Annotated in this window: 18 protein-coding genes and 1 pseudogene; 1 reads left to right on the top strand and 18 read right to left on the bottom strand. The window is 61.3% G+C overall.

Features of this window, described 5'->3' with window-relative positions:
• From NUW12_07585 to NUW12_07525, 13 genes and pseudogenes are all read right to left on the bottom strand, one after another.
• Positions 1-367: hypothetical protein (locus NUW12_07585; GenBank protein MCR4402633.1), on the bottom strand; the 367-nt coding region annotated here is incomplete at its 3' end.
• A gap of 251 nt (positions 368-618) precedes the next feature.
• Entirely contained in the window at positions 619-1,269 is a 651-nt protein-coding gene (gene sigH / locus NUW12_07580) for an RNA polymerase sporulation sigma factor SigH (GenBank protein ID MCR4402632.1), read from the bottom strand.
• A 94-nt stretch (positions 1,270-1,363) separates the two neighbouring features.
• Entirely contained in the window at positions 1,364-2,737 is a 1,374-nt protein-coding gene (locus NUW12_07575) for a VanW family protein (GenBank protein MCR4402631.1), read from the bottom strand.
• Between the two features lie 7 nt (positions 2,738-2,744).
• Positions 2,745-3,584: a 23S rRNA (guanosine(2251)-2'-O)-methyltransferase RlmB gene (gene rlmB, locus NUW12_07570; GenBank protein MCR4402630.1), complete on the bottom strand. Its 840-nt coding sequence runs from the start codon at positions 3,582-3,584 to the stop codon at positions 2,745-2,747.
• Positions 3,581-4,315 (bottom strand): FAD-dependent thymidylate synthase, encoded by a 735-nt coding sequence (gene thyX, locus NUW12_07565; protein ID MCR4402629.1) that lies wholly within the window; start codon positions 4,313-4,315, stop codon positions 3,581-3,583. The genes rlmB and thyX overlap by 4 nt, the downstream gene beginning before the upstream one ends.
• Complete coding sequence (locus NUW12_07560; GenBank protein ID MCR4402628.1) at positions 4,312-4,749, bottom strand: ribonuclease III; 438 nt, start codon at positions 4,747-4,749, stop codon at positions 4,312-4,314. The genes thyX and NUW12_07560 overlap by 4 nt, the downstream gene beginning before the upstream one ends.
• The gene (gene cysS, locus NUW12_07555) at positions 4,749-6,260 is read right to left on the bottom strand and encodes a cysteine--tRNA ligase (GenBank protein MCR4402627.1); all 1,512 of its coding nucleotides are present in this window, start codon (positions 6,258-6,260) and stop codon (positions 4,749-4,751) included. Before cysS ends, NUW12_07560 begins: the two co-directional genes overlap by 1 nt.
• A 112-nt stretch (positions 6,261-6,372) precedes the next feature.
• Positions 6,373-6,663: pseudogene (locus NUW12_07550) on the bottom strand (septal ring lytic transglycosylase RlpA family protein).
• A 587-nt stretch (positions 6,664-7,250) separates the two neighbouring features.
• A complete protein-coding gene (murA, locus tag NUW12_07545; GenBank protein ID MCR4402626.1) occupies positions 7,251-8,522 on the bottom strand; it encodes a UDP-N-acetylglucosamine 1-carboxyvinyltransferase in 1,272 nt (423 codons plus the stop codon).
• A gap of 171 nt (positions 8,523-8,693) precedes the next feature.
• Positions 8,694-9,464: a CBS domain-containing protein gene (locus NUW12_07540; GenBank protein ID MCR4402625.1), complete on the bottom strand. Its 771-nt coding sequence runs from the start codon at positions 9,462-9,464 to the stop codon at positions 8,694-8,696.
• A 117-nt stretch (positions 9,465-9,581) separates the two neighbouring features.
• Positions 9,582-10,904 (bottom strand): 2-C-methyl-D-erythritol 4-phosphate cytidylyltransferase, encoded by a 1,323-nt coding sequence (gene ispD, locus NUW12_07535; protein ID MCR4402624.1) that lies wholly within the window; start codon positions 10,902-10,904, stop codon positions 9,582-9,584.
• 140 nt (positions 10,905-11,044) lie between these two features.
• The gene (locus tag NUW12_07530) at positions 11,045-12,148 is read right to left on the bottom strand and encodes a PIN/TRAM domain-containing protein (protein ID MCR4402623.1); all 1,104 of its coding nucleotides are present in this window, start codon (positions 12,146-12,148) and stop codon (positions 11,045-11,047) included.
• A 346-nt stretch (positions 12,149-12,494) separates the two neighbouring features.
• A complete protein-coding gene (locus NUW12_07525; protein MCR4402622.1) occupies positions 12,495-12,971 on the bottom strand; it encodes a CarD family transcriptional regulator in 477 nt (158 codons plus the stop codon).
• A 381-nt stretch (positions 12,972-13,352) separates the two neighbouring features.
• Here NUW12_07525 and NUW12_07520 point away from each other — a divergent pair, with 381 nt between their 5' ends.
• Positions 13,353-13,748 carry a DUF1573 domain-containing protein gene (locus tag NUW12_07520; GenBank protein ID MCR4402621.1) on the top strand — a complete coding sequence of 132 codons (396 nt, stop codon included), beginning with the start codon at positions 13,353-13,355 and terminating at the stop codon, positions 13,746-13,748.
• A 73-nt stretch (positions 13,749-13,821) separates the two neighbouring features.
• Here the strand turns inward: NUW12_07520 and disA are convergent, their stop codons facing one another.
• The 5 genes from disA to lepB form a co-directional block, all read right to left on the bottom strand.
• Positions 13,822-14,916: a DNA integrity scanning diadenylate cyclase DisA gene (gene disA / locus NUW12_07515; GenBank protein MCR4402620.1), complete on the bottom strand. Its 1,095-nt coding sequence runs from the start codon at positions 14,914-14,916 to the stop codon at positions 13,822-13,824.
• Between the two features lie 4 nt (positions 14,917-14,920).
• Positions 14,921-16,282, bottom strand: coding sequence for a DNA repair protein RadA (radA, locus tag NUW12_07510; GenBank protein ID MCR4402619.1), 1,362 nt, complete (start codon positions 16,280-16,282; stop codon positions 14,921-14,923).
• Positions 16,283-16,380: 98 nt separating this feature from the next.
• On the bottom strand, positions 16,381-17,427 hold the full coding sequence (locus NUW12_07505) for a lipoate--protein ligase (protein MCR4402618.1): 1,047 nt from the start codon (positions 17,425-17,427) through the stop codon (positions 16,381-16,383).
• A 31-nt stretch (positions 17,428-17,458) separates the two neighbouring features.
• Positions 17,459-17,911, bottom strand: coding sequence for a DUF1893 domain-containing protein (locus tag NUW12_07500; GenBank protein MCR4402617.1), 453 nt, complete (start codon positions 17,909-17,911; stop codon positions 17,459-17,461).
• A 271-nt stretch (positions 17,912-18,182) separates the two neighbouring features.
• Positions 18,183-19,340, bottom strand: a complete 1,158-nt coding sequence (gene lepB / locus NUW12_07495; GenBank protein MCR4402616.1) for a signal peptidase I — start codon at positions 19,338-19,340, stop codon at positions 18,183-18,185.
• Positions 19,341-19,347: the final 7 nt, after the last annotated feature.

The raw sequence follows: 19,347 nt of genomic DNA, 5'->3' as shown, positions 1-19,347 counted from the left end.
CGCTAAAACGACTTCCCGAGAGCTTTAGCTGTTCATCAACGGGTCCCTTAGAAGCCCCACAACGGCTGCAGTGGTAATAAGCTCGCTCAACTTCCACCTCCCCGCTTAGAGTCGTCAGCGAAAAAGGGCGCTTGCCTACGAACTTGAGCTTACCTCCGCACTCACAACGAAGCCTGCTCCCGCTATATCCGCTGCCTACTTCATCGATTGCGCCCTCCAGCAGAAGTCTGCTCATCTCCGAGCCGGCTTTCATCACGGCTAACTCTATGTCATGCAAATCCACCATGCGCTTCTGCGCCGCTATCTTACGTAGCAGCTTCTCCGCCACAGCCGCCACTTCTCCACTAACATCTTCACGCTTCCTCATCCCATAAACCCTCCCCGAATGACCAGCTACAGGCCATTTTCGAGGAGCATACCACTTTACCTGCACCTCTGTGCTCGGAACATCTTACCTGCTCTTCCTGCCCTCATCACCTACAGGAATTACACGCACCCCCAAGATGCAGATGCCCACCTGACATCCCAATGGCCATTCATCGCCCGACCGCGTTCCTCTTGTTGAGGCACTTGGGTTCGTCTTGCTGCGTGATCCTCAGATCGTCTCGTTTCGTCTCGCTAGATCGTCTCGTTTCGCTTCTCTATGTATCGCTCGAGTTTGCGCTTCACTCGTTGAAGCGCGTTGTCAATCGACTTCACGTGCCTGCGCAGCTCCCCGGCTATCTCCTGGTACGACTTGCCATCGAGGTAGGCAGACAGCACCTTCCACTCGAGGTCGCTCAAAAACTCGCCCATCTTGGACTCAATGTCCACGAACTCCTCCTTGCTAATCACGAGCTCCTCAGGATCAGTGACCTTCGTGCCGGAAAGCACGTCGAGGAGAGTACGGTCCGACTCCTCATCATATATGGGCTTGTTGAGCGACACGTACGAGTTCAGGGGAATGTGCTTCTGCCGCGTGGCTGTCTTTATTGCCGTGATTATCTGCCTGGTGATGCATAGCTCAGCGAAAGCGCGGAACGAAGCCAGTTTGTCGCTACGGAAATCTCGTATGGCCTTGAAGAGGCCTATCATGCCTTCTTGGACGATGTCTTCGCGGTCAGCACCGATGAGGAAATACGAGCGGGCCTTGGCGCGAACGAAGTTCTTGTACTTATTGATGAGGTATTCCTCGGCGGATCTTTCCCCGCATCTCGCGCTCTCGACAATTTCCTCGTCGAGCATGTCATCATACGCAGAAGATGGTTGGCGCTGCGGCTCGGCACTCACTTGCATCGCCCCCTGGCGTGATGTAGCTCGACCCACGAGGAAATTATACACTCGTGTTTCTGGACAAGTCAAGAAACCGCCCCCGAGTGCGTGTTCAGGACTCTCTTGTACGCGGCGGCGTACTCACACGCCTTGTTCCGACACGAACCACCGCGTCTCGAGGCCTGTACCTGTCGCGCGATATCACCTCCCTCCTGGCAACCTTCCCACTTGTTATAAGTAGCCGTTCGGTGACGACTTCGCACCCGGAAGCGCCTTCTTCCGCGATGACTCGTCTGCCTTCCTCGAGGCCATCGTCGGGGATCTCGCGAACGCCTGGAGGGATGGTTTCCATATGCGACGTGATCACCCTGACTTCTTGATCCTCCGGGCGGTCCCCGAAGATGCTCACTGTGAGCGCAGATCCAGCCACCTCCGCAAGGATGAGAACGGGCGCGCCACCAGCGTTCCGGAACCTGAGGTCTTGTTGGCCATAATAGACCGTGGCGTCGCGTCCCGGCGGAACGTACCCTGTAAGCCTGGAGTGATTCTGTCTGGCGGTTATGCGCATGTTCGCGAGAAGCGCCGCGTTGTATAGCGTTGACGAGACTTGGCACACCCCTCCGCCGATCCCCGGCCTGAGCTCGTCGTCCACGATCTCCGGGGCTTCGCGGAACCCGAATTCGCCAGTCCTAGGGCCCACAACCTCGTTGAAAGAGAACTCCTCGCCCGGCCTCACGATCACCCCTGAAATCCGTCCTGATGCCAGCCTGATGTTGTGGGCACGGTTTTCCATGGCAGGGTCGAAATTCGTGGAGTAGGAGGCGACAAGCTCCCTGATTCCCAGGGCCTGCAGGTCCCGCACAGTAGTGGCAGGCATCACCTTGTGCGACACGAGGAATATCGGCGGACGCTCCGCGAGCTCCAGGGCAGCGCGCGCCCTTTGGACCGCCTCCGCAACGTCCAGCCTCCGCCCTTCTCGTTCGGGAACCTCTCGCCCGGTCCTGACGTCAAAGGTAGCGTTCCTCGCTTCGACGTTTATCTCAGATGCCAGCGCAAGGATCTCCTCAAACAGCTTCTCCTCGTCCACGTGAGTGGCGGCGCCGACCCGCCACCCGCGAGTCACCGCCCCAAGGAGTTGCCACGCCCTCCTGGCGGCGCTCCCGGTCCTTCCTACTCTCATGACACGCCCAACGAGCTCCGCGGCATCGCTCTTGGCACCCAGTCGTTCCGGGCTGCGCGCCCACTGCTTGCCCTCGTGGACGAAGACCAACGGCGTTCCGTTGACGATCCGGGCTATCCTGCCCGCGATCTCGGCGGCCTCGGCTCGCGCAACGCCACCTACTTCTATACCCCCGATCTCCACTCCGGGTGCAACGCGCCCCCCTGCCCCCGAAAGAAACGCGCCTGCCCCGACAACTATCCCCACAGCGAGGCAGGCGCCGATCAAAGAGGCTCTCATCACGATCGATGCCAAGTGCGGTCTCACCGTGAGGCTACTCTCCTCTCGCCGCCTCCCTCTGGCGCAGCGCTTCGAACATGATCACCGCAGCCGCGACCGACGCGTTCAACGAGGATACGTGACCGAGCGTCGGGATCTTCACGAGGGCATCGCACTTCTCCGCAAGTAGGCGCGATATCCCCCTTCCCTCGGACCCGATGATCAAGGCTACCCGGCCCGTGAAGTCCGCTTCGTAAATGCTCCGTTCAGCGCCCGCGTCGGCTCCGAAAACCCAGAAGCCCCGTTCCTTCAGCCTCTCTATCTCTCGGACGAGGTTGGCTACCCTAGCGCACGGGACGTACTCCACTGCGCCAGCGGAAGCCCTCGCCACAGCGCCCGTGAGACCGCACGCCCGGCGCTTCGGGACTATCACGCCTGCAGCCCCCACGGCGTCGCACGTCCTCAAGATCGCGCCAAGGTTCTGAGGATCCTCTATTCCGTCAAGGACCACTATGAGCCCGTGCTCCCCGGCGCGGCTAAGGAGGTCGTCCACATCGAAGTGCCTCGCGGCAGCTCCAACAGCCGCCACACCCTGGTGACGTCGCCCGGCCGCGAGCGCGTCCAGCTTGGCCCTGTCAACCTCCACGACAGGAACTCCCGCCTCACGCGCAAGGGACTTGACCAGCGTCGCAAACCTGGGGTCAACACCTTTCGCGATCATGGTCTTGGCGATGGATCGTCCGGAGCGAAGCGCCTCGATGACGGGATTTCTCCCCACGAGCACGGGTTCCTCAGGCGCCTTTCCGCCGCGCGTCTCTCCTCCACCCCGCGCCTCTCCTCCGCCACGTCCTAGGTCTGCCGCCGACTTCCGTGGTCTTCCTCCACGTTCGTTCATCCTTCCGCACCGGTCCCGTCATCACACTTATCCTTTACGAGATCCGCTGCCGCTATGAGACACCGGCTCGTCCCCTCGGCCCTTCCGCAAGACATTTTCCCTTCAGGGCAGTAACCCCTCATCTCGCACGGAGGTCCCACCCATGAGAAGAGCCTCGGTGCAACGTCGCGAACACGCCGCAACATCTCTCGGGCGAGCTCGCGTATCTCCCACTGCGCCCGCTCGCAGAGGCGGCGCTCGAAGAAGTTGTAAAGGCTCCGGCAGTTCATGGTCATCACGAGCCGGGTCTCGCACGCGTTCGGCAGGACGAACCGCGCGTCCTCCCTGGGAACGAGCGCCACAAGCTCCCTATACGCGTCTCGGGCGTGCTCCATTTGCCTCTCGAAGATCGCCCGAGCCCTGGGATCCGCCGCTATGGACGGCGGAGTGACGTAGCCAAATCCCCGCTCGCTCACATACCGTTGTGACTGCTGTGAGTACGAGGCTATGCGATGCCTGACGAGCTGGTGGCTGAGGGCACGGCTCACCCCCTCGATGGCAAATGTGAACGAAGCGTGTTCCGTGGGAGAGAGGTGCCCAGCCTCGATGATTGTCCTGATGAGCTCGCCCACTTTCTCATCGGACAAACCCTCCGCAAGCTCTGCAGCTCCAAGCGGTGAGTAGCACTGCCTCGCCGCGACGGCCACCACTCTTTCCGGATCTGGTGTGTAGCTCACGAGCACTACGTTCATGGCGCTTGACCTCCCCGATTCTCGTCTGACAGGGAGAGCGCCTTTTCCAGCACCTCGCCGAGCCGATCCTCCCTGCCCTGCAGGTACAGGTATCCCAGCACAGCCTCGAACCCCGTGGAATGTCTGTAATCGAGGACAGTCGCGCCTCTCGGCCCTCTGCCGGGCCCTCTGCCGGTATGGGCGTTCCGTGCCCGTCTCGCTATCTCCAGCTCGTCGGGATGGAGGAACGCATCGAGCTGGGCCAGGGTACGAGCCTGTGCCTTTGCGTTCACACGCATGACGGCTTCGCGATGCAGCTCTTCGAGGTCCCGCCGTCCGTCTCGTACTAAGCAGGTGCGCACGTAAAGCTCGTACACCGCATCTCCGACATAGGCCAGGACACCCGCAGGAAGTCTTTCCACGCTCTCAGCGCTGGACGAATTCAAAGGCACCATCATCTCTCACGTTTCCAAAGAGTGCCCGAGCTCGTGTCCTCAAGGACGAACCCCATCTCGCGCAGGCCGTCTCGTATGCTGTCAGCAAGCGCCCACTCCTTCTTGGCTCGCAGCTCCCCACGCACTCGCACGAGCAGCTCGACTAGCCCTCCTATCGTCTCCGCGTCGGCCGCAGCCTCCCCCTCCTCGCGGAAGAGGCCAAGAATGTCGCCGGTCTCCTGCATCACATCTACGGCTCGATTGAGCCCCTCGAGGCTGACCTCACGGCCCATCGAGTGCAGGGCTTCATTGACAGTCCTCGCCAGATCGTGGATGGCCGCGAGTCCTACGGCGGTATTGAAGTCGTCGTCCATGCCCTGGATGAATTTGTCCCGCGTTTGGCTCGCTGCGGCTGCGAGAACGTCTCCACCGGCGCTTCTCGACGGACCAGAGTCCTTTCCACTCGACGGTTGCCCGGACGCCGTATCGGACCCGAAAGATCCCCTCGTCCCATCGCCGCAACGCTCCCCGGCTTCCGCGACGCGTCGCTTCGCCGCCTGGAATGTAGACCGCAGCCTTTCGTAGGACCGCCGGGCCGCCTCGAGTTCCTCCGCGCTGTAGCTCGCGGGGCTTCGATAGTGCTTCGATGCGAAGTAGTACCGGATGACCCCGGGCTCGTATTGGCGCAGTACATCCCGCACGGCGAAGAAATTCCCGAGCGACTTGGACATCTTGGCGTCCCCGACGTTCAGCATGGCGTGGTGGACGAAGTAGCGTGCGAAAGGCGCCTCGCCCGTGTACGCCTCGGACTGAGCTATCTCGTTCTCATGGTGGGGGAACATGAGCTCGTCGCCGCCCCCGTGGAAGTCGAATCCGTTCCCGAGGTACTTCAGGGCTAACGCCGAACACTCGATGTGCCACCCCGGTCGCCCGTGGCCCCACGGGCTATCCCACGCGGGCTCCCCTGGCTTCGACGCTTTCCAGAGCGCGAAGTCCATGGCGTTCCTCTTCCTGGGGTCAACCTCGACCCGCGCCCCCGCTAGCATTTCGTCGAGTGACCGCCTCGACAACTTACCGTAGCCGGGAAAACGCGTCACCTCGAAGAACACGTCGCCATCCACTTGGTAGGCGTAGCCCTTCTCCACCAGACCCTCGATGACGTGGATTATGTCCTGTATGTGCTCGGTGACTTTGGGGAATGCGTCGGGCCGCAGGACGCCGAGCCTATCCATGACGTCGAGGAAATCCTCGTGATACTCGGCGGCGATATCAGCGGGTGAGGTGCCTCGCTCGTTCGCTTTGGCGATTATCTTGTCGTCCACGTCCGTTACGTTCTGAACGCAGAACACCTCGAAGCCCCGCCACTTGAGATACCGTCGCACCGTGTCCCAAAACACGTACTGCCTCGCGTGACCCATGTGAGTGTAATCATACGGCGTGATACCACATTGGTATAGATCAACCCGCCCCGGAGTACGTGGAATGAAGTCCTCTTTCGTCCTGGTAAGCGTGTTGTACACGCGCAACCCCATGCTGGCACCTCCTCGCGTGCCCTCTAGTTTTCAACCCACGGATTTGAGTTGGCGAATACTACAGGGATCCGGGAATTCCTCCTGCGCCGTTTCGTCGCCTCGCGTCCAGACGTCATCTCCCGGCCAGTACTTCGATGGTCACCGGCGCAACCCCCGGCTCGATGAGATCGATGGCCGCGGCTGCGGCTCTTGACAGATCGATGTCACGGCCGGCAACGTAAGGGCCTCTATTGTTGATCCTCACCGTAACTTGCTTTCCGTTGACGAGGTTGGTGACTCTGACGAGGGTACCGAACGGGAGCGTCCGGTGGGCGGCGGTAAGACTGTTCTGGTCATAGATCTCGCCGGTCGCCGTCGGCCTTCCATGCCACCGCCCCCCGTACCACGACGCCCTTCCCACGAGCGCCGAGCGCGCCCGCTCTCCGTCGAGGGATAGCAGATGGCCTCCCTGCCGGGACAACACCGGGGCACCTAGCGCCTCTCTGATATTGTTCGCCCATCGAAGGGCCAGCTCATAGCGAGAGCTTCTGTTCATCTCGGCGTGGTGAGAATCGACCGTGACGATAAGCCCGTCGCCAGCCGCCACCGCGAAATTCCCTCTCACAACGGCCGGCATGACCGCGTCAGCTCCAACCGTTTTCAGCCTGACGCGAAGTCTATCGACCACGGCGAGAGCTCTCTCCCTAGCGGAGATTCCCCCGGACGCCGCTCGTATGCGCATCACCACCTGGCCGCCAATCGTCACGTCCCACGCTCCAACGCAGACTGTCGACTCACGAGCCCGCACGTCGACTGCTGCGGGACCGGTAGGTCCGGCCGCTGATGCCTTGGGAGCGGTGAGGCCGGCCGCGATGAAGAGCACTGCCGCAACCAGGCACCCTGCCACCCTGCGTCCTGAGCGTCTCGGCGCCGCCACCGCCTGGCCTTGCTCAATACGGCGATGGTCACGCAAGCGCCCCGCACACCCACTTCCTGCATCACCACTCTGCCTCACGGATCATCCCCGTCCTTGAACCTTTTCACATTGGCCCCCAGCGACGCCAGCTTGACCTCGATACGGTCGTAGCCCCTATCTATGTGATGCACCTCGCGTATCTCCGTGTCACCCTCTGCGACCAGGCCGGCGAGCAAGAGCGCGACCCCGCCGCGTATGTCCCTTGGGCACTCTACCGGGGCGCCCGTGAGTTTCTCGACGCCGCGCACGATTATCGTGTCCCTGTCCACTTGAAGATCAGCGCCCAGCCTGCGGAGTTCATCCGCATACCCGAACCTGTTCTCGAATCGTGTTTCAGTGATAGCGCTGACCCCAGCGGCGCGCGTCATCATCGCGACAAACTGCGGTTGGAGGTCCGTGGGAAACCCCGGGTACGGCTGCGTCTCAACGTTGACCGCCTTGCAGCGCTCCGGGCCGCGCACTCGCACAACCGCCTGGCTCTCGTCGACCGTGACCCCAGCCGCCTGGAGCTGGATGATCACTGTCCTAAGGTGCTCCGGAACGGCGTTCTCGATGGTCACGTCTCCGCCCGTCATGGCTGCCGCGATAGCCAGCGTGCCCGCTTCCAGCCTGTCGGGGATGATCTCGTGTCTTGCGGAAGACAGGCGATCGACTCCGTCGATCCTTATGGTGCTCGTGCCCGCGCCCCGTATGCGCGCACCCATGGAGTTCAGAAGGATCGCGAGATCCACGATCTCCGGGTCGCGAGCTGCGTTTTCCAGGATGGTGGTGCCCTCTGCGAGGGTCGCGGCAAGCATCATGTTGACGGTCGTGCCGTGGCTCGCCTTGCCCACGTAAAAACTAGTGCCCCGAAGCCTCTTCGCGCGAAGCTTCACGTACCCGTGTTCGACCAAGACTTCTGCGCCCAGGGATCTGAAGCCCTCCAAATGGAAATTGATACCTCTAGTTCCTATCACGTCTCCACCAGGAAAAGGCACCTCCGCGATGCCAAGCCGCGCCAGCAACAATCCGGCGGCGTAAAACGACGCCCTCAGCCGACGCACGAGGTCGTATGAAGGTCGGTGGCCCGTTATGCTGGAGCCGTCTATCTCCGCCCTCCCCGGTCCCAAGAACCGGACCTTGGCCCCAAGTTCCTCCAGAATCTGGCATTGAGCCAGGACGTCGGTATAGTTGGGCACGTTGTCGAGAACGCATGGCTCAGCCCCCAGCGCAGCTCCGGCAAGGATCGCGAGCGCGCTGTTCTTCGAGCCGGTCAGCCGAACTGAACCGGAGAGCTTCCTTCCTCCGCTTACGACCAGTCTTGCCACCCGAACCCCTCCAGAGCCCAGCAGACTCCGCCGTCATCGCGCTCGCGATTCACGGCCCGAGCCAGCTCTCGGCCGCTTCAGAACAGGCACCCACAGAGCAGGCGCCCAGGCGCGTCTACAAAGCCTTGCGAGGCAGCCATTGAGCGCGTCCCGCCTGACGTCACACTACACTCAGATTACACTGTAGCCCACGGCAAGCTGCTCCGGTCCGTCGACCAGCGCGTGACCGAAGCGTCCGAATATGGCCACGGAGACCCGTCCATCGCCTCTCACGACTGCCATCTTGAACCCGCCACCGAGCCCGGGGTTGATCATGGAAAGCTGAATGTAAGCGTCCCTGACGGCGTTGGAGACCGCGATCTTCTCCCGCGCATCCTCGGAGATCACGCCGAGGGCCACGGCAGCCGCGATCATGCTCTCGCGCAGTTTCGCAGCGAGACGGTCGGAGCTCGCCCCCACTTGCGTTATGGCGCCTCTGTATCCATAACCTCGTACTTTCTCGAGCCAGTACTTTTCGTACTCCCGGCTTCGGGTCATCACGAGGTATATCGACGCAGCCTCCACCGAGATCTTGGTAACATCCTCGTCACCGGCCATTCCCTTGACAACGTCTCTCGGAGACACCACTCCCGCCAGTTCTCCCTCGCTGTCCAGCACTACCAAGGCAGGGGCATTTGAGTCACCGAGGAAGGAGCATGCTTCAGACACGGTGCATTCATCAGACACCTTTATCACGTTCGTATCCATCACGTCCCGAGCAGCCAGCCCTTCCCTCACCGGAGTGAGGAGATCCCTATCGGATATGATGCCAACCACCGTTCCGAGCTCGGTCACGAGAAGGAAGTTGGTGCCGCTGTTCAGCATCACCCTCCGAAGCTCTCCGACAGGCGTGTCAGGCCCGACCGTGACCGGATTCGCGTTCATTATCCGTCTTACTACCACGTGCTCTACCTCCCGGGTCTCTTGTATCGTGTCCGGACGAAGATCCACCGGTTCCTCCCAGTTTTTCACGCGCTCAACTCTTCCTTAGACATTCGGGTGTTTCCCTCGCCGCGCGAACTACCCTTCAACGCCCGTTTCAGACGGCTCCCGTGTCTCCCAGACACCGCAGGTTGCGAAACAAGCCATGCCCTCGCCACGCCCGACAAACCCCATCCCTTCCGCAGTCGTCGCCTTGATGCCCACCCTCTCCACCGGCAAGCGCAGGATGCGCGCCACGGTCGCGCGCATCTCGCCAATGTACCGGGATACCTTGGGGCGATCCGCGACGAGCGTGGCGTCCACGTTGATGACCGCGAACCCGGCCTCGCTGGAAACGTCTCGTACTTTCTCCAAGATGACGGCGCTGGATATCCCGGCGAACGCAGGGTCGGTGTCCGGAAAGAAGTGCCCGATGTCACCGAGCCCGCATGCCCCCAAGATCGCGTCGGCAATGGCATGGAGGATGACGTCCGCGTCGGAGTGACCCTCGAGTCCCAGGTCAAAGGGGATCTCGACCCCGGCCAGAACGAGCGGCCTACCTGCGACGAGCCTGTGCACGTCAAACCCGAGTCCGACCCTGATCGCAGGCACTCTACCAGGGCCAGGGCGTCGTTCCGGTGTCCACGGCTCTGCACCGGCCAGTCCACTCAACGGTCGCGACGGGCTCGCGTCGACCATGCGAGGCTGCTCGACGAATGCTCCTCGCGTGCTTTGTGAGTCCCGAGCTCCGAGGAGCGCTTCGGCGACGATCAGATCCTCCGGCGTGGTGATCTTGATGTTATCGCTTTCTCCCCTCACCACCCTGACCCTCGTCCCTGTCTTCTCCACCAACGAGGAGTCATCAGTCGCCTGGATGCCCTCGCGCGCAGCGGCCCTGTGCGCATCCTCGATTGTCTGCCTGAGGAACGCCTGGGGAGTTGCAGCCGCCCACAAGCTCTCGCGATCCAACGTGGCTACGACCTCCCCGTCGCGCACGGACTTCGTCGTATCCGTGACCGGGACCGCGACCACGGCTGCCCCGAACGTGCGCGCCGCCTCCACTACGCGCGCGATTGTTCGGGGACAAATCAAAGGCCGCGCGCCGTCGTGGATGGCCACGATCTCGCACGCGGCATCGAGATGCTGAATCCCGAGCCGAATCGATTCCTGTCGCGTGGCGCCTCCCGCCACGACCTTTCTGACCTTGGAGATCTCTCCCCAGCCGCCGATGACGGCCTGTGCCCACTTCACCTCGGCGGGGGCCGCTATGACGATGACGTCGTCAATGCGGTCACACACTTCGAACGCGCGAAGAGTGTGGCGCAGCACCGGCTCACCGCGAAGAGTCAGATACACTTTGTTGACGCCCGCCCCCATCCTGCGCCCGGCCCCTGCCGCAGCTATCAATGCGCACACGCTCACATGTCCACACCCTCACCTCATCGAGTCCGGTCATGCTTCCGGGGATGCCCCCGTCCCTGAAAGGGGTTGCCAGAGCCGGCGACTGCGTGAAAGGCGTTGAAGACGGGTCACCGGCCTGATGGACGGCATTCCCGCTGCTGTCACGTCGCTTTCGGTTTCGCGAATATCATCCTACCGGCGGCGGTCTGCAAGACGCTCGTGACGGTGACTCCGACATCCTCACCTATGTAGCGCCTTCCCCCGTCAATCACGATCATCGTACCGTCGTCGAGGTACCCCACGCCCTGGCCGATTTCCTTCCCGTCGCGGATAACGCGCACCGTCATCTCTTCACCGGGCAAGACCACAGGTTTCAGTGCGTTCGCGAGCTCGTTGATGTTAAGCACTTTCACGCCCCGTAGCTCCGCGACTTTATTCAGGTTGAAGTCGTTTGTGATGATCTTCGCACCGAAATCCGCCGCAAGTCTCAAGAGTCTCGAGTCGACGTCAGACCCATCGCCGGGCTCCGTGTCCACTATCTGTACGTGGACGTTCTCCTCCTTCTGCATGCTGTTTAGGACATCGAGTCCCCGGCGTCCCCTATTGCGCTTGAGTGGATCCGATGAGTCCGCTATGCGCTGTAGCTCCTCCAGAACAAATGTCGGGACAATGATGGTCCCTTCTATGAAGCCGCTCTTACAGATATCTAGGATCCGGCCGTCGATGATTACGCTGGTGTCGAGCACTTTCCAGCCGCACGCGCCCTGGTGCTTGACACTGCGTTCCCTCGACGTAGTCATGGCCCGCTCGACCGAACGCGGGACCGCCATGAATAGGTTCAAGAGGTCCTCCCTCTTCTTTATCGCCACATGCATCCCGAGGTACCCCATGAACAGCGTGAAACCTATTGGCAGATACACCCCTATGTAAGGTAGCTGCGAGAACGGCAAAGTCAAGAGGACAGCTATGAGAAGCCCGACTATGGCACCAAACGCGCCGACCACGAGGTCTTGAGTGGGGGTCTTGTGGAGATTAGACTCCAGCTTTGATGTGACCCTCCGAATCCACTGGGTGATCACGGGCGCGACTAGGAGACCGACCAGCCCGCCGCCTGAAGCCATGAGAACGAACGCACCCGCATCGCCGCTGCCGCCGAGAGTCGCTGGCGTTGACCCACCCGCTACGTTGTACACGAACACACCGAGGAATGACCCGCCTGCAAGGAGTAGTAGACGGATTATCCAATCAAGCACGAAGGTTCTCACCTCCATTCCGCTTGAAACAGTTGATCGCCCCCTGGGGCTCCGGGGGCGCAGGCAGTCTTCTGACGACTCATGCTGGTTTTCGAGGATATTATGGGGATTTCGCGTCATCGATATCCGCGCCTCTTTCTGAGGCCAAATGGCCCCTCGGCTGGGAGCCGCCACGATCGCGCCGGTTACCACCTCATCGTTCGTTCCGACCCAAATGAGCCTAGCAGGACGCGTTCATTTCGATGGATGGACTCGTCTTTGGGCTTGCCCGCCTGACTTGCCCGCCTCAAGGTCAATGCCTCGTCCCAAATTGAGAACGCGCGAAGGCGCTCCTAGGTTCCTCCGGATGTCCGTATGCTTACTGCAAAACCTGTTCGATCGCCTTTTGAACCTCGGCCTCTTCGGCCTCTTGAGCCACGACGAGCTCACTTATGAGGATCTGTTTCGCGTTGTCGAGCATGCGCCGCTCGCCGGTGGACAGACCTTTCTCTCTGTCCCGGTACGCAAGGTTCCTTACGACCTCTGCGACTGCGAACACATCGCCGCTTTTCATCTTCTCGAGGTTGGCCCGATACCTGCGGTTCCAGTTCGAGGACATCTTCGTCTTGGCCCCGCCGAGTATCTCGTATACCTTCTTGACGTCCTCTTCGCTTATCACGCTGCGCAAGCCCACTTCTCGCGCGCTATTGAGTGGAACCATGACTCTCATGTCGCCAAGAGGGATCCGGAGGATGTAGTACTTTTGTCTCTCACCGAGTACCTCCCTCTCTTCGACTGCCTCGATGACGCCAGCCCCGTGCATTGGGTAGACCACCTTGTCGCCGACATTGAACACGGCCATGCTCCCCCCAATCACACGTCGCTGCCACGATGCTCGCCGGCGCAGTCCGAAGATCGTCACCCTCATCCTGATCCATCTTGCGCGCCTCGCGCTTGCACATGCAACTCGCGCCGGCAGCCGAAAGCCTGCTCAACGCCAAATACGGCGATATCAGGCTGCTTCCGAGCTCTCATCGCTTTTCTTATTCTAACACGGACGCCCTTAATGTGTCAATTGAATGACATGTGCTACCATTACTAGCATATGTTGTCAGCCATCCGCATAGTTCCGGCTCCCCTCCAAGATTGACAACCTGCGAAACGCGCCGGTATAATTAAGTCGTGGCTGCCAGGCCGCGGCGCCTTTTGTGACATTCCACGAGGTGAGGTGACACGCGTGGAGCACGTCGATGTGCCATCCTTCCAGGAAGCGGTCTCGGAATACCTGATCAGGCACAGAAGCATTCTCGACTGCATCTCCAAGTTCGACGAGGCATCCGCGCGGGTGAACCGTGCCATAATCAAGGCGGTCACGACGTGCGGTTGCGTGAGGATCTCGGCCTCCCGTCAGACTTTCCCTCCGGACGCTTCCCTCGCAGACCTCAAGAAGTACACCACCTCGCATCTCGATGGAAGCCTGTGCCCCGAATGTCGTGAGGTGGTCGAGAGCGAATTCGGCAGGGCGTTGTTCTATATCGCTGCCCTATGTGATCTCCTGAGCCTCGATATGGAGCAAATCATGGAGATAGAACGCAGGAGACTATCGACCCTCGGAATCTTCAGCCTCACCTGAACCTCACGCGACAGCAACATGCGCGCTCGGAGATCCCTGTGACACGATCGGACAGCTTCAGCTTCCTCGTCCTTCAGCTTCCTCGTCGCAAGCCGTCCAGGAGAGCTTGGTCGCGCAACCGTTGGAGACCGTGCTTTATGGCTTGCGCCCGGGCAGCACCGATCCCGTCCACCTGGTCGAGCTCTTCGGTTGACGCCTCGAGAATCCCTTGAAGGCTCTTGAACCTAGTCACCAGATTGTCCGCGACTGATTTCGGAATCCTGCCGATCCTGGCGAGAGTCCGGTAGCCCCGAGGCGATACCGACGTGTCCAGGCCCGCGCCGCCCGTCGGATATCCAAGTATCCTTGCAACGGCGCCGGGGTCAAGAATCTCGTCCTGAGGTGAGGCACACAGCTCGCGTCTCGCGGCTTCCAAGGAACGCACGTCCAGCTTGGCGATGTAGTCTTCTACCAGAAGATCCCCCTCGTCTTCGATGTTCGCCACGAGCTCGGCAAGCTGCATCCGGACGAGACGGCCTTCGCTTCCAAGCTCGCAGATGTATTTCTCGATTTCTCTCGCCACGCAGCGCACCATGACCGTCCGGAGCAGAGCCACAGCGACATCCGCTAGCGTCACCATGTCCTCGAATTCCAAGGCGCTCAGGCTCTCCATGGCCTGGTCGCGCACGCTGCGGTACTTCTCCAACGTCTGAAGGGCTTGGTTCGCTCTAGCAAGGGTCACGCTGATTTCGGGGATCACGTACCTTATGCTCCCCTTGTAGAGTGTGATGACGTTCCTCTTCTGCGAGATCGCTATGACGAGTTCCCCTGTCTGCCTCGCGACTCTGTCAGCCGTCTTGTGTCGGGTGCCGGTCTCGCCGGATGGAATCAAAGGGTCCGGGACGAGGAGGGCGTTGGCCAAGAGTATCCTGCGCGCGTCGCCGCTCAGAATGATCGCCCCGTCCATTTTTGACAGCTCGTACAGGCGCGCCGGCGTAAGCTCGCAGTCGAGGCGAAATCCCCCGTCCGCGAGGGCCGTCACCTCGGGTGAGTCACCTACGACTATGAGAGCTCCCGTTCTTGCGCTGATGATGCCGTCCAAGCCTTCGCGAAGGGCGGTTCCCGGTGCAACCGTCTTTAGCATCTTGAGGAGCGTATCTTCAGAAGCCTTCGCATCCGATGCAGGCACTGGCCTATCCCCCCAACGCGATCTCGAGAGCTTCGCCGATGGTGGCTACACCCTCCACACGCAAGCCGTCGCGGCTCCTCACGGACCTGGCGTTGGCAAGCGGCACTATGCAGCGCTCGAAGCCAAGCTTGGCCGACTCCGCCAGGCGGGCATCCACGCGGCTCGCAGCGCGGACTTCGCCGGAGAGTCCTACCTCCCCTATGATAACCGTCTTCGGATCGCAGACCGCGTTCCTGAAGCTCGACGCGATAGCGCACGCGATTGCCAGATCGCTTGCTCGCTCATCAAGCCTCGCCCCGCCCGCCACGCTCACGTACACGTCGTGTGAAGAGAGGAGAAGGCCCGCGCGCTTCTCGAGCACGGCCAGGATGATGGCTACACGGCTTGCGTCAACCCCCGTCGTGGTGCGTCTCGGCGTTCCGAAAGGCGCGGAGCACACGAGAGCCTCTATCTCAACCAGGATCGGCCTCGACCCCTCCATGCTTGCGGTGACGCAAAGGCCGCTCACCTCGCGTACCCGGCCGGACAGGAAGAGCTCCGAAGGGTTCTCCACCTCGGCAAGGCCCAGATCGCCCATCTCAAACACGCCGATCTCGTTGGTGGAACCGAACCTGTTCTTCACCGCCCTTAGGATCCTGAAGCTGTGATGCCGCTCGCCTTCGAAGTATAGGACAGTATCGACCACGTGCTCCAGGACGCGAGGACCCGCAAGCATGCCAGATTTCGTGACGTGACCTACCAGGAACACGGGCACCTGCGCCTCTTTCGCTTTCCTGAGGAGGCGAGCAGCGCATTCTCTGACCTGGGACACGCTACCTGGAGCCGACTCAAGCTCACTGCTGTACACTGTCTGTATCGAATCCACTACTACGAGGCCGGGCCGGACGTCGTCAATGTGTCGCTCTATCCTGTCCATGTCTACTTCCGCCACGACGAGAAGCCCTGGCGAGCATACCCTGAGCCTCTCCGCCCGAAGCTTTATCTGCCTCGCTGACTCCTCGCCGGACACGTAAAGCACGGGAAAGCCCGCGCTCACGGCGTTCGAGACTTGTAAGAGCAAAGTGGACTTGCCTATGCCTGGATCGCCGCCCAAAAGAACCACGGAACCCGGAACGATGCCGCCGCCGAGGACCCTGTCAAGCTCCGAAGACCCGCTCGAGAACCGGTACTCCGATGCCGACTCTATCTCCGTTATCGGTAGAGGAGAGCTCGCTGCGAGCCCGCCTGCAGGCGAGGCAAAGACGGGTTTTGTCACGACTTCCTCCGCAAGGGAGCCCCACGCCCCGCACCCAGGGCATTTCCCGAGCCACCTCGGCGTCTCGTACCCGCATTCCTGGCACACGTACTTCGTTCTTGGCTTCGCCACGTTCCCCACCACTTCTCCCGCGTTCGATCTCCAAGCGTCGGCTCAGGTCGCCTTCGCCAGCTCTCACCGACCAACCTGGAGAGCGCGCCTATCCGTCGTCATTCGCCGCAGACGGCCTTCGTGAGGTCCCCCGGCGTCACGCCGGGCGAGTCGATGCCGGAGTCTTCATAGAAACGACACAGGGCCTCTTCCACCTCGAACGCTTCGTGCCTAACTCCAACCAACGCTTGTTCCAGACTGCCCAGCATTTCGCGGGGATAAAACGTAAAGTCCCCGGAAACTGAGATGTCGCGTATGGTCCCGTTCGAGACCGCGCACGTCACCGTTATGAGGCCGCCAGGGGCCTTGTAGTTCCTCTCGAGCACCGAGGCGCCTTCCGCGATCTTCACTCGATCGCCGGCGCTCCTGCCCTTCTTGAAGAGAAAGTCATCGGACATGAACTCGCTCTCCAGGTCGCGGGCGGCCGCCGTCACATCCGCATCGAGCGGCGACTCATCAAGCTGTCCGATCCGCTTGGCGAAGTGTTTGGCGAGTAGATCCTCGACCGTGTCTCGAGGCGGCACCGCCCCAGTCTCTCGAAGCACCGTCGTCAGATTCTCCTCGAGGGACTTGAAGACCTTGTCGCGGAACTTCTCGCTTGGAACCTTCAGGATGCTTACCATGGTCTTGTAGTCGAAATCCAGGATTATGTTCCCCACAAACACCATACATTCTCCGATGTCTGCGCCGCCCAGTCCCGACACCTTACGTCCTTCCCTCGTGACTACGTCGTTCACCGGACGGAAGACCGCGTCCACACCAAGATCCCGGTACGTGTCCACACATGGGCCCGCCACAAGCTCGTATAGGGCCGCGATTCTCCTGGGAAACTCGGGATTATCTCGTCTCACGACGAGTTGGAAGAAGACCTGGTTTTCGTCAAGCAGCGTGGTGCCGCCCCCGACCTCCCGCCGCATCACCGAAATGCCGTGTGCCCGGCAGTACTCGAGATCGGCCACCTTCCGGGCGTCCTGGAAGTAACCGATGCTTACTATCGGTTCCGACGGCGACACGAGTACGAGGCCCTCGCGCCCCATCCTCGCCATCGCGTGAAAGATGAGCATCGATTGCTGTCCTCGCAGGCTGCCGAGACGGTAAAGGCGCATGGTCAAGTCCCCTCCCTCGGTGCGACTTCCATCACTTCCTCGCCTTGAAGAACGCCCTCAAGGTCTCCACGACCTCGGCGGGCGAGCTCAGCCCATCCGTCATCTTCTCAAACGGGCACCTATCCGTGCCATCCCTGTTCAGAATCGCGGGCGCGGTGCCATCCACGATCACGGGAATGCCCGCAGCAGCCAACTCACCAAGAGCCGTCTCCGACGCGAGCGGAGTATAAACCGCTCTCACGCCGCAGTAGATGCAAAGCATCGCAGACGCCCTCCCCACGACCCGGTCTCCTATGACCGCTCCGCTAAGGTTCTCTCCGACGCTGGTAACAGCATCCAGAAGGGGACGCACCCCGTGCTCCCGCGAGCTTGCGATGACCTTGCCATGCTTGACAGCCGCCAGGCCGAGCCCCTCAGCGAGAATCATTCGGCGTGCGATATCGATGTCTCTCTGGACTTCAGAATCATGCCACGTGTACTTCAATCTCCAAACACCCCTATCAGACAGAACGATGGTCCGCGGGGACGGTCGCGTGACTCCCGTCCACCCACGAACCAATTCTACCACACATGCAGCGAATAGGGGCAGTTCCCGGACGCGTGTCAACAGGCTTTCGCGGTGCGCGCCGCTCATTCCGGATCTCCGACGTCGGGCTCTCTCACCGAACCTCGACAAGAGGCAATAAGCCGCCCGCCTCCGTCATGCTGAACGGCGGCGCACCTGACGCTCAGGCTCTGTGGATCATCGCAAGCCCTCACCCGAACAAAAGAGCCCGCAAGACTGGGACGGATATCTCCATCCAAGTGCGGAGCGTCCTTCCCAGGATCCTTTCTCCCGCCACGATGCCTGCGCCGTACGATTCCGGTTCGAGCAACCTGTTGTCGCCGAGTAGGAAGAAAGATCCCTCAGGCACGTTCACGGGCTTCACCGAGATGTCTCCCGCGACCTTCACGTACGGCTCGTCCAGCTCCTTGCCGTTCAACACCACCCTGCCGCTCCTCACTTCCACGGTGTCCCCGCCCAAGCCCACCACCCGCGCGATCCCGACATCCGCAACGAAATCCGAAGCGCCTCTTCCGAAGCCAATGCCCATGGAGATGAGCCTGGCGCTATGCTTGAGGTCGCTACGCGTGTGGTCGTCGCGGCAGAACACGACCATGTCTCCTCTTCTTGGCGGGTGCGCTCTCGCGTTAATCGGAACGTTCATCGTCCCGTCGTCGGAGCCCAGTCGAACAGCAAGGGACATCTGACCCTCGGAGATCGCGCGAACGTCGCGAGCCAAGCGCGGATCCATGGGGTCCATGAGCGCGGCCATGATTGGAGCCCTCACGCCCACGGTCTGCACGGCAAACTGCGCTGCTCCTCCCAAGACGCCGCTCGCAATTCCGAACAGGATCAGGACTATCGTGCACGTCAGCACACCGCGGTCGTATACCACCTTAACCGCCTGGATCCGCAAGATGATGGACCAAAGCGCGGTGATGAGAGCGACGACAACAATCCCGATGAGCCAGCCCACACCGGGACTGCGTTGTGCCAATCCGCTGAAAACCGTGACCTTCAGAATTGCTGCAAGGATCACGCCGGTCACCATTTCAGGCAGGTGGGTGTACCCCCAAACCCGGGCGAGGTCACGTATGTCGCCGCGCCCGCCCAGCACGCGGGCGACCACGTGAAGCACCGCGAGCAACGCCACAGCGATTGCTGCGCCCACTACCAAGCCCGAGGCGATGTAGGCGGGCAACCAGCTCACGTCGGGCGCTAGAGCTTCCGAAAGGTAGACGCCCGTTCCCCAGTGAGCAAGCGCCGCTATCGATAGGGAAGGCCAGACCGGCGAGCCCGCCTTCACGTCATGGAAGAAAACGTCGGGGTGCAGCACGAACCTGGTCAGCCAGAGCCGGACGCCCCGCATTCCTCGA

Source organism: Bacillota bacterium (assembly GCA_024653485.1).
Classification (GTDB): domain Bacteria; phylum Bacillota; class SHA-98; order UBA4971; family UBA4971; genus UBA6256.
This window is presented reverse-complemented; position numbering and strand designations above follow the sequence as displayed.

Excerpts from the sequence above, each read along its gene's own strand:
- rlmB (MCR4402630.1), bottom strand. The coding sequence starts at position 3,584 with ATGAACGAACGTGGAGGAAGACCACGGAAGTCGGCGGCAGACCTAGGA.
- thyX (MCR4402629.1), bottom strand. The coding sequence starts at position 4,315 with ATGAACGTAGTGCTCGTGAGCTACACACCAGATCCGGAAAGAGTGGTG.
- NUW12_07560 (MCR4402628.1), bottom strand. The coding sequence starts at position 4,749 with ATGGTGCCTTTGAATTCGTCCAGCGCTGAGAGCGTGGAAAGACTTCCT.
- cysS (MCR4402627.1), bottom strand. The coding sequence starts at position 6,260 with ATGGGGTTGCGCGTGTACAACACGCTTACCAGGACGAAAGAGGACTTC.
- NUW12_07505 (MCR4402618.1), bottom strand. The coding sequence starts at position 17,427 with ATGCGCCTTTACCGTCTCGGCAGCCTGCGAGGACAGCAATCGATGCTC.
- lepB (MCR4402616.1), bottom strand. The coding sequence starts at position 19,340 with ATGCGGGGCGTCCGGCTCTGGCTGACCAGGTTCGTGCTGCACCCCGAC.